The 7,683-nt window shown below is 67.3% G+C and carries 10 protein-coding genes; 8 read left to right on the top strand and 2 right to left on the bottom strand.

Going from position 1 to position 7,683, the window contains the following annotated elements; all coding sequences use genetic code 11:
* The first annotated feature begins 214 nt into the window (after nucleotides 1–214).
* The 5 genes from G6N77_RS14210 to G6N77_RS14190 all read left to right on the top strand — a co-directional run bounded on the left by G6N77_RS14210 (nucleotide 215) and on the right by G6N77_RS14190 (nucleotide 3,450).
* Nucleotides 215–658, top strand: coding sequence for an SgcJ/EcaC family oxidoreductase (locus tag G6N77_RS14210; RefSeq protein ID WP_205678298.1), 444 nt, complete (start codon nucleotides 215–217; stop codon nucleotides 656–658).
* 49 nt (nucleotides 659–707) lie between these two features.
* The gene (locus tag G6N77_RS14205; RefSeq protein WP_165182825.1) at nucleotides 708–1,043 is read left to right on the top strand and encodes a YciI family protein; all 336 of its coding nucleotides are present in this window, start codon (nucleotides 708–710) and stop codon (nucleotides 1,041–1,043) included.
* On the top strand, nucleotides 1,043–2,296 hold the full coding sequence (locus G6N77_RS14200) for an RNA polymerase sigma factor (protein ID WP_165182824.1): 1,254 nt from the start codon (nucleotides 1,043–1,045) through the stop codon (nucleotides 2,294–2,296). Before G6N77_RS14205 ends, G6N77_RS14200 begins: the two co-directional genes overlap by 1 nt.
* A 111-nt stretch (nucleotides 2,297–2,407) precedes the next feature.
* Nucleotides 2,408–2,671: a hypothetical protein gene (locus G6N77_RS14195; protein WP_165182823.1), complete on the top strand. Its 264-nt coding sequence runs from the start codon at nucleotides 2,408–2,410 to the stop codon at nucleotides 2,669–2,671.
* A gap of 128 nt (nucleotides 2,672–2,799) precedes the next feature.
* The gene (locus tag G6N77_RS14190; RefSeq protein WP_165182822.1) at nucleotides 2,800–3,450 is read left to right on the top strand and encodes an alpha/beta hydrolase; all 651 of its coding nucleotides are present in this window, start codon (nucleotides 2,800–2,802) and stop codon (nucleotides 3,448–3,450) included.
* A 34-nt stretch (nucleotides 3,451–3,484) separates the two neighbouring features.
* On the opposite strand, the gene G6N77_RS14185 is transcribed toward G6N77_RS14190, so the two are convergent.
* The gene (locus G6N77_RS14185; protein WP_165182821.1) at nucleotides 3,485–4,006 is read right to left on the bottom strand and encodes a hypothetical protein; all 522 of its coding nucleotides are present in this window, start codon (nucleotides 4,004–4,006) and stop codon (nucleotides 3,485–3,487) included.
* Nucleotides 4,007–4,215: 209 nt separating this feature from the next.
* On the opposite strand from G6N77_RS14185, the gene G6N77_RS14180 reads away from it, so the two are divergent.
* The 3 genes from G6N77_RS14180 (at nucleotide 4,216) to G6N77_RS14170 (ending at nucleotide 6,526) form a co-directional block, all read left to right on the top strand.
* The gene (locus G6N77_RS14180) at nucleotides 4,216–4,593 is read left to right on the top strand and encodes a YciI family protein (protein WP_165182820.1); all 378 of its coding nucleotides are present in this window, start codon (nucleotides 4,216–4,218) and stop codon (nucleotides 4,591–4,593) included.
* Nucleotides 4,575–5,843, top strand: coding sequence for an RNA polymerase sigma factor (locus G6N77_RS14175; protein ID WP_306986854.1), 1,269 nt, complete (start codon nucleotides 4,575–4,577; stop codon nucleotides 5,841–5,843). The genes G6N77_RS14180 and G6N77_RS14175 overlap by 19 nt, the downstream gene beginning before the upstream one ends.
* 173 nt (nucleotides 5,844–6,016) lie before the next feature.
* A complete protein-coding gene (locus tag G6N77_RS14170; protein WP_165182818.1) occupies nucleotides 6,017–6,526 on the top strand; it encodes a hypothetical protein in 510 nt (169 codons plus the stop codon).
* Nucleotides 6,527–6,618: 92 nt separating this feature from the next.
* Here the strand turns inward: G6N77_RS14170 and G6N77_RS14165 are convergent, their stop codons facing one another.
* Nucleotides 6,619–7,659, bottom strand: a complete 1,041-nt coding sequence (locus G6N77_RS14165) for an NAD(P)-dependent alcohol dehydrogenase (protein WP_165182817.1) — start codon at nucleotides 7,657–7,659, stop codon at nucleotides 6,619–6,621.
* Nucleotides 7,660–7,683: the final 24 nt, after the last annotated feature.

Below are 7,683 nucleotides of genomic sequence, written 5' to 3'. Positions count from 1 at the left end.
CCACCCTTCGGCAGACAGCAGCGGTCCGTCAAGGGCCGCCTGATTGGCCGGGCCACCTCATTGTTGAGGTGGCCCGGCCAATCAGTTTAATCAGCAGTTTTGGCCGTGTCCTGTCCGCCGGTTTGAGAAACTTTCCCCAAGTCGGGCACCAGTTGTCGATCCGGGCCATGGGAGCGCGTCGTATGGTCAGGGGCTTCAAGGGAGGCCCCCCAAAATGGACACCGGAGATGAAGGGAACAAGGACATGACTGCGATCCAGGAAAACACCATTGAGTCAGAAACGGACAAGGAGGTCCGCGGCGTGTTTGAGGCTATCTACGCCGCATGGGCAGACAACGATGCGGATGCCTTCGTGGCGCCGTACCGCGAGGATGCCACTGTGGTCATGCCGGGCGTGTACCACCGTAACCGGGATGAGATCCGCGCCTCCATGGCGGCCGGCTTCAACGGGCCGCTGAAAGGGTCCCACGCGGTTGATGAACCACTCAGCATTCGGGTCATCGGCGGCAACACCGCCGTCGTCGTCAGCAGGGCCGGCATCCTCATGGCAGGGGAGACGGCGCTCCCGGCGGGGCGCGAAGTCATTGCCACCTGGGTGCTGGTCCGTCAGGATGGAAACTGGCTGGTGGCCTCCTACGCCAATGCGCCGGCCCACTGACCATCAACTGCCACCAGCAATCCATCAGGGAAAAAGTGAGGTGAGTGCAATGCCAAAGTATTTGCTCATGATCTTTCAGGAAGAAGTGGCCACGCGGGAGGAGGCGGGGGAGACGGTCAGCGGCGACTACCAAGCTTTCATGCAGCGCCGCGCAGGGTCACTGGTCAACGGGGCGGCACTTGAGCCCCCGGAATCCGCCACCTCGGTTCGGCGGGACGGTTCCGGCGGATTCTCGGTCACGGACGGCCCCTTCGCAGAGTCAAAGGAAACATTGGGCGGCTTCTACCTGATTGAGGCCGCCGACCTTGACGAGGCCCTGGAGATTGCCAAGGAGGTGCCCGCCGGCAGCGGGGTGGAAGTCCGGCCCGTGCGGGTGGCAAGCTAATGCCGCCGGCCGCCAGCCCGGAGGTGGCCGCTGCGGTTGCGGATGCGCACCGCAGGGAGTGGGCCTTTGTGCTGGCTGCCACGGTGCGCGTTGCAGGCGACATCGACTCGGCGGAAGAAACCGTCCAGGATGCCTATGCCAGCGCCTTGTCCACCTGGGATGAACGCGGTATCCCCGCGAACCCCGGCGCGTGGCTTACAGTGGCAGCCCGCCGTCGTGCCTTGGACCTGCACAGGCGCGCTGCAACGGCCCGGCGGGCGTTGCCCAAACTGTTGGATACCAGCACTGATCCGCCCGGCGGCGCTGATCTTGATGCGGAAGCCTTCCCTGATGACAGGTTGCGGTTGATCTTCACCTGCTGCCACCCGGCACTGGCCCTTGACGCCCAGGTTGCACTCACCCTGCGGTTGCTGTGCGGGCTTTCGACGGCGGACGTCGCGCGCGCATTCCTGCTGTCTGAGGCCACCATGGCGGCCCGCATTACCCGCGCGAAAAGGAAGATCGCGGCCGCGCACATCCCGTTCCGCGTGCCGGCGATGTCGGAGCTCCGGGACAGGGTCGACGGCGTCCTCTCGGTGGTGTTTCTTGTCTTCACGACAGGCCACGACGCACCTTCGGGAGACGGGTTGATGCGCCGGGAGCTCGCCGACAGGGGACTTGATTTGGCCAGGATGCTCCGTGCGCTGCTTCCCGGCGATGCCGACGTCGCCGGTCTTCTGGCCCTCGTGCTGCTGACCGGTGCCCGGAATGCCGCCAGACAGGACGCTCACGGCGAGCTGGTGCTGATGGAGCACCAGGATCGCTCGAAATGGGACAGGACGGCCATTGTTGAAGGGGTGGGGCTCCTGCGGGAAGCCTTGGCGTCGAAACCGCCGGGCCGCTTCGCGCTCATGGCGGCCATTGCTGCGGTTCATGACGAAAGCGGGTCGTGGGAGGAAACCGACTGGCCGGAAATTCTGGGACTCTACGAACTGCTGGCGGCCGCCTGGCCCACTCCCGTCGTCGAACTCAACCGCGCCATTGCCCTCGGCTTTGCCATTGGTTTTGCCGAGGGACTCGCTGTGCTGGACCTGCTCGGGGCCGATCCGCGGCTGGCCCGCTACCCCTACCTTGCCGCCGCGCGCGGTGACTTCCTGGTCCGGCTGGGGCGCTCCGGGGCGGCCAGGACGGCCTTTGATGAGGCACTGATTCTCGCCGGAAATGACGCCGAACGGCGCTTCCTGCAGGCCCGGCTGGCCGAACTTGCCGGTTGAACGGGCGGGCCCATTGAACGGGCCTGTTGAACGGCGGGCGGGTTCACGGGTTCCGCGGGACATCCCCGGATGGGGGACACTTGAAGTTCCCCATGACAAGGCGGCACCCGCATGCTTAACCTCCGGCAGGACACCGACGGCTTCATCCACATGAGCCGGCACTTTCCACGAGGGATGACAATCGCCATCACCTTTACTGACGGCAGCCGGGGCGAATTCTCCGGCTCCCGGCTCAACGAACTCTACGACGGGGCACTGGCCGCCTACCGCCGGGGCAACAACCTCGACGCCAAGGGCTTTGACCGGGCCCCGCAGAAGATCCACCGCCGCAACGCAGTGGGGTTGGTGCCCGTCAGCCCCGACATGGGCGGCTGATGTGGCGCACGCTGGCTTCGAGGGCACCATGATGCATGGCGGCCCTTGATATATTGATTGAAGCTACAAGTAGTTGTTTTGCCGTAGCATTGGCCAACCACCCCGATTCCCGCTCCCAAGGAGACTGCATGAGCCCCACACTTCGCGAGCTGCGCTCGCCCGACTGGGCCGCCGAATCTGTTCCGGACGCAGTGGCAGTCCTGCTCCACGGCTTCGGCTCCAACGAGCATGACCTGGCCTCTCTGGCCCCGGCGCTGGGGCTGAACCTGCCCTGGGCCTCCCTGCGGGCGCCGCTGGAACTCGGCAACGGCGGCGCGGCCTGGTTCCCCATCGGCACTCCCGGCGACCCCGTTCCCGGGCCGGTGGAGCAGGCAACGGACATCATCTGGGAGTGGGTTGAGGCGAACCTGGCCCCAGCAACGCGCATCGTGCCCATCGGATTCTCGCAGGGCGGGCTCATGGCCACGCAACTGCTGCGCACACGCCCCGAACGCGTGCTGGCGCCCGTGGTGCTGGGTGGCTTCGTGCTGGGCGCGCCGCAGCCGGGCGACGACTCCCTGCGCGCCTCCATGCCCGCGCTGTTCTGGGGGCGCGGCGCCGAGGACAGGGTCATCGCTCCGGTGGCAATCGGCCGCACCACCGAATTCCTGCCGAGCCACACCTCGCTGGTCGAGCGCGTGTACCCGGGGCTGGCTCACAGCATCAACAGCCCCGAGCTCGACGACGTCCGCGGCTTTCTTGCCGCCGAAGTGGGTGCCGCGGCGGTAGTCGGCGCCTGAGCCCTTCGGCCCGCGCGGGGCGGGGCGGGCCCCGTCAGGTCTTGCCCTTGCCTTTCTTGTCGTCCACAATTCCGCCAATCAGCCCGCCAATGGCGCCTCCCAGGACGCCGCCGGCAACCCCGCCGAGCAAGGTGCCCAAGGCTGCCCCGATCCCGGCCAGACTTGAGCCGTAGCTGACCCTGGCGATCGAGACCGTCGTCGAGCCTTCCGGGCCCACTGAGACTTCAAAGGACCCCAGTGCTGCTGAGGCGAGCACCAGGGCCACCGGGCTGGGCTTGGTGCCCGCGAGCATTTTGGCGTAGATGTCCCGGGTTTCAAAGTAGGCCTGCAAGGCATTGCCCTTTGGCTCCCCTGCCTCATAGCCGAGCTTGTACAGTCCAAGCAGCGTCTCCGCCTCGTCGTCGCTAATGGCCCCGGCCGCCGTCAGCCTGGCGAGCACGGCCCGGTGCTCGGCCACGTAATCGCCCTTGAACTCCTCCATGACGCCCCGCGCCTCGACCCGCGCGGCGTGCATCAAGTCCGGCAAACCGACAATGATTGCTGGTGTTGTGTCCATCGTGCCCCTCCTTTGGGTGCACAAATAACGCTACGCCGCTACCGGAGAGTTGTGACCGGTGTCACATTTGAAAATTGTTGTCGATCCGCCGCCCGCCCAATCGTCATCCTGGTGAAGCACGGCCACGAGGCACGCCAGCCGCCGTCGTGCTTGGCACAAAAGGCGTTGCCGCCCGTGGACGGCACCGCCCCGATCAAGGAGAATGAACCATGCGCTACACACTGCTTTTGCACTACCCGGAAATGGATGCCGCATCGCTCGGTGAGGAGGCCATGGCCGAGGGGCAGCGGGCCTTCAGCAGCTACGCCACGGCGTTGCACCAGGCCAAGGTCCTGATCAGCGCCGAGGTGCTGCAGCCTTCGTCGAACACCACCACGCTGACCAAGGCCGGCGGTACCCTGCGCGTGCAGGACGGACCGTTTGCCGACACCAAGGAACAGCTGGGCGGCACGTTCGTCATTGACGTTGCCGACCTCGACGCCGCCATCGAGTGGGCGGGGAAGGCCCCGTCCGTGGAATGGGGTGCCGTGGAAATCCGGCCCGGGGCCACCTACACCGTGGACGGTGCGTGGACGCCGAACGCCTGACCCACGCGGAGGCGCGGGCTGCGGCTGAGCACGCTGCCCGCGCCTCCTACGGGCACCTTGTTGCCCTTCTTGCAGCGTCCACGGGCGATCTTTCGCTGGCCGAGGACGCGCTTTCGGATGCCTTTGAACAGGCCCTGCTCAGCTGGCCCTCCGGGGGAGTCCCCGCCAATCCCGAAGGCTGGCTGCTCACGGTGGCCCGCAACAGGCAGCGCGACACCTGGAAATCAGCCTCCCGCCGGACGTCGCTGCCGTTGGAGGAGGCGGACGGGAACGGAGGCACCGCGATGTCGGCCCTGGATGAACTCGATGTTGACGCCATTGGGGACAAGCGCCTGGAACTCCTGTTCACCTGCGCCCACCCCGCCATTGACCCTGCAATCCGGACGCCGTTGATGCTGCAGGCGGTCCTGGGCTTTGACGCGGCCCGCATTGCTTCCGCCTTTGCCGTCCCGGCCGCGGCCATGGCGCAACGCCTGGTGCGGGCCAAAAAGCGCATCAAGGCGGCCCGGATTCCGTTCGCCGTGCCCGGCCGGGATGCCATGCCCGGGCGGCTGCCCGCCGTGCTGGAGGCCGTCTACGGCTGCTATGCGCTGGCTTTCCTCGACGCGCCGGAAGGGCAGGGCGGGGACATGGCAGCTGAGGCGCTCTATCTGGCGGTGACCCTGGCCGCGCTTCTGGACTCTGAGCCGGAGGCATGGGGCCTGGCTGCCCTGATCGCCCTTTCCCAGGCCCGCGCGCCTGCCCGCCGCGGCCCGTTTGTCCCGCTCGAGGAACAGGACACGGCCCTGTGGGACAGCCGCCTCATGGAGGAGGGCGCATCCCTGCTGCGCCGGGCCTCGGCCGGGGGCGCCACGGGGCGCTTCCAGCTGGAGGCAGCCATCCAGGCAGTGCATTGCGAGCGCGCACGCACGCACGCCACTGACTGGGCGGCCCTGCGGACCCTGTATGCGGCGCTTGTGGCGGTTGCACCCAGCCTCGGCGCGCGGGTGGCGCTGGCTGCGGTGATTGGCCGTGCCGAATCCCCGGCCGCCGGCCTGGCGGAACTGGACGCCCTTGCCGTACGGGACGATCCTGCCGGGGCGGCCGCCGTCGAGCACTTCCAGCCCTTCCTGGCCACCCGGGCGGAGCTGCTGGCCCGGGCCGGACGACGGCGGGAGGCGGCGGAGGCGTACAACGCGGCGGCCGGCGCCACCCCGCAGCCCGCGGTGCGGACCTATTTGTTGCAGCGGGCTGCGGAACTGGGACCGTAGGATTGGCCGCTGCCCGAAACCCGGACTGTCAGCGTGTCCATCACCCGGGCGGGGCACCGGACCGGGGTTGAGGGCTGCTTTGACCAGCCCGGGGAGGTGTCGATGAGGGTGCCGGAGTCGGCAGTCCCATGGCGGTGATGCCGGAGGGGCCGTGCGCCCACTACGCTGTTCCCATGACAGCCTTGAAAGTGTTTGGACTGGACATCGACAAACTGGCCGGCGGGCGCAACGGCCACTACGTGATCGAGGAGGCCGCGCGGGTCCATCCGCGCACGCGCCGGGCCTTCCGCTGGGTAAATTGGATCCTGGCCCTTGAGGTCCTGGTGGGCGTGAGCGCCATCGTGATTGCCCTGGTGCTGGAAATCCGCGGCACGCCGGTGGGCTTCGCCGTGCTGTTCCGCGGCGTGGTGGTGCTGTTCATGACGCTGACACTGTTCTTTTTTGCGTGGCGGGCGGAGCAGGGCTACTACTGGGGCTACCAGCGGCTGCGGCTGTTCAGCCAGATCTTCCCCGTCATCACCTTGATCGTGGCCACCATCCCTGGTCTGTACCCTTACTGGATGGTGGTGGAACAGATCATCTTTGCCGCCCTCATGATCGGCATTGCGGACTTCCTGACCAGCGACCACATGCGGGACGCCTACCCCAGCCCCAAGCGCCTCGCGGAGCGCCCCCAGCCCTGAAGCAGGGCACGACGCCGGCTCCCGCACTTGGGCGGGCGGCCCGCGGGTGGTGCGGGCCGCCGTCGTGCTTCCGTGCTGGCGGCCCGCTCCTTCTAGAACGTTGCTGCGTCGATCACGAAGCGGTAGCGCACATCCGATGCCAGGACGCGTTCGTAGGCTTCGTTGATTTTGCCGGCCGGGATGACCTCGATCTCGGCGCCGATGCCGTGCTCAGCGCAGAAGTCGAGCATCTCCTGGGTTTCGGCGATGCCGCCAATCGCGGACCCGGCGAAGGACCGGCGCCCCCCGATCAGGGAGAAGACCTGCACGGGCAGGGGCTGCGGCGGGGCACCCACGTTGACCAGGGCGCCGTCGAGCGCCAGGAGCTGCAGGTACGCGTTGATGTCGATGGCGGCGCTGACGGTGTTGATGATCAGGTCGAAGCTGCCGGCAAGGTCCGTGAAAGTGTTTTCATCGCTGGTCGCGAAGTAGTGGTCGGCGCCGAGCCGCAGGCCGTCCTCCTGCTTCTTCAGCGACTGGGACAGCACGGTGACCGTGGCGCCCATGGCGTGCGCCAGCTTGACGCCCATGTGGCCCAGCCCGCCCAGGCCGATGACGGCGACATTTTTTCCCGGCCCGGCGCCCCAGTGGCGCAGCGGCGAAAAGGTGGTGATGCCGGCGCACAGCAGCGGGGCGGCCACATCCAGCTCCAGTCCGTCGGGGATGCGGACCACAAAGTTTTCCGTGACAACCACGTGGGTGGAGTAGCCGCCCTGGGTGATAGTCCCGTCGCGGTCCATTGAGCCGTACGTGCCGACGTTGCCGTTGAGGCAGTATTGCTCTTCTCCGGCCAGGCAGTTTTTGCATTCTCCGCAGGAATTGACCATGCAGCCCACGCCCACCCTGTCGCCCACCTGGTGCCGGGTGACAGCTGTGCCGACTTTGGCGACGACGCCGGCGATTTCATGGCCCGGGGCCAGCGGGTACGTTTGCGGGCCCCAGTCGCCGCGGACCGTGTGGATGTCTGAGTGGCAGATGCCTGCGTACTTGATGTCGATGAGGACGTCGTGCGGGCCAACTTCCCGGCGTTCAATGGTGGTGGGCATGAGCGCGCCCGTGGCGGACGGGGCGGCATAGGCGTTGACGGTCAACATGGGGATCTCCTGTGGTTTGTGGGA

Source organism: Arthrobacter silviterrae, from assembly GCF_011045165.1.
GTDB classification, from domain to species: domain Bacteria; phylum Actinomycetota; class Actinomycetes; order Actinomycetales; family Micrococcaceae; genus Specibacter; species Specibacter silviterrae.
The sequence above is the reverse complement of the archived record's forward strand: the minus strand, read 5'-3'. Positions and strand labels throughout refer to the sequence as shown.

Excerpts from the sequence above, each read along its gene's own strand:
- G6N77_RS14205 (WP_165182825.1), top strand. The coding sequence starts at position 708 with ATGCCAAAGTATTTGCTCATGATCTTTCAGGAAGAAGTGGCCACGCGG.
- G6N77_RS14170 (WP_165182818.1), top strand. The coding sequence starts at position 6,017 with ATGACAGCCTTGAAAGTGTTTGGACTGGACATCGACAAACTGGCCGGC.
- G6N77_RS14195 (WP_165182823.1), top strand. The coding sequence starts at position 2,408 with ATGCTTAACCTCCGGCAGGACACCGACGGCTTCATCCACATGAGCCGG.
- G6N77_RS14190 (WP_165182822.1), top strand. The coding sequence starts at position 2,800 with ATGAGCCCCACACTTCGCGAGCTGCGCTCGCCCGACTGGGCCGCCGAA.
- G6N77_RS14180 (WP_165182820.1), top strand. The coding sequence starts at position 4,216 with ATGCGCTACACACTGCTTTTGCACTACCCGGAAATGGATGCCGCATCG.
- G6N77_RS14165 (WP_165182817.1), bottom strand. The coding sequence starts at position 7,659 with ATGTTGACCGTCAACGCCTATGCCGCCCCGTCCGCCACGGGCGCGCTC.
- G6N77_RS14200 (WP_165182824.1), top strand. The coding sequence starts at position 1,043 with ATGCCGCCGGCCGCCAGCCCGGAGGTGGCCGCTGCGGTTGCGGATGCG.
- G6N77_RS14210 (WP_205678298.1), top strand. The coding sequence starts at position 215 with ATGGACACCGGAGATGAAGGGAACAAGGACATGACTGCGATCCAGGAA.
- G6N77_RS14185 (WP_165182821.1), bottom strand. The coding sequence starts at position 4,006 with ATGGACACAACACCAGCAATCATTGTCGGTTTGCCGGACTTGATGCAC.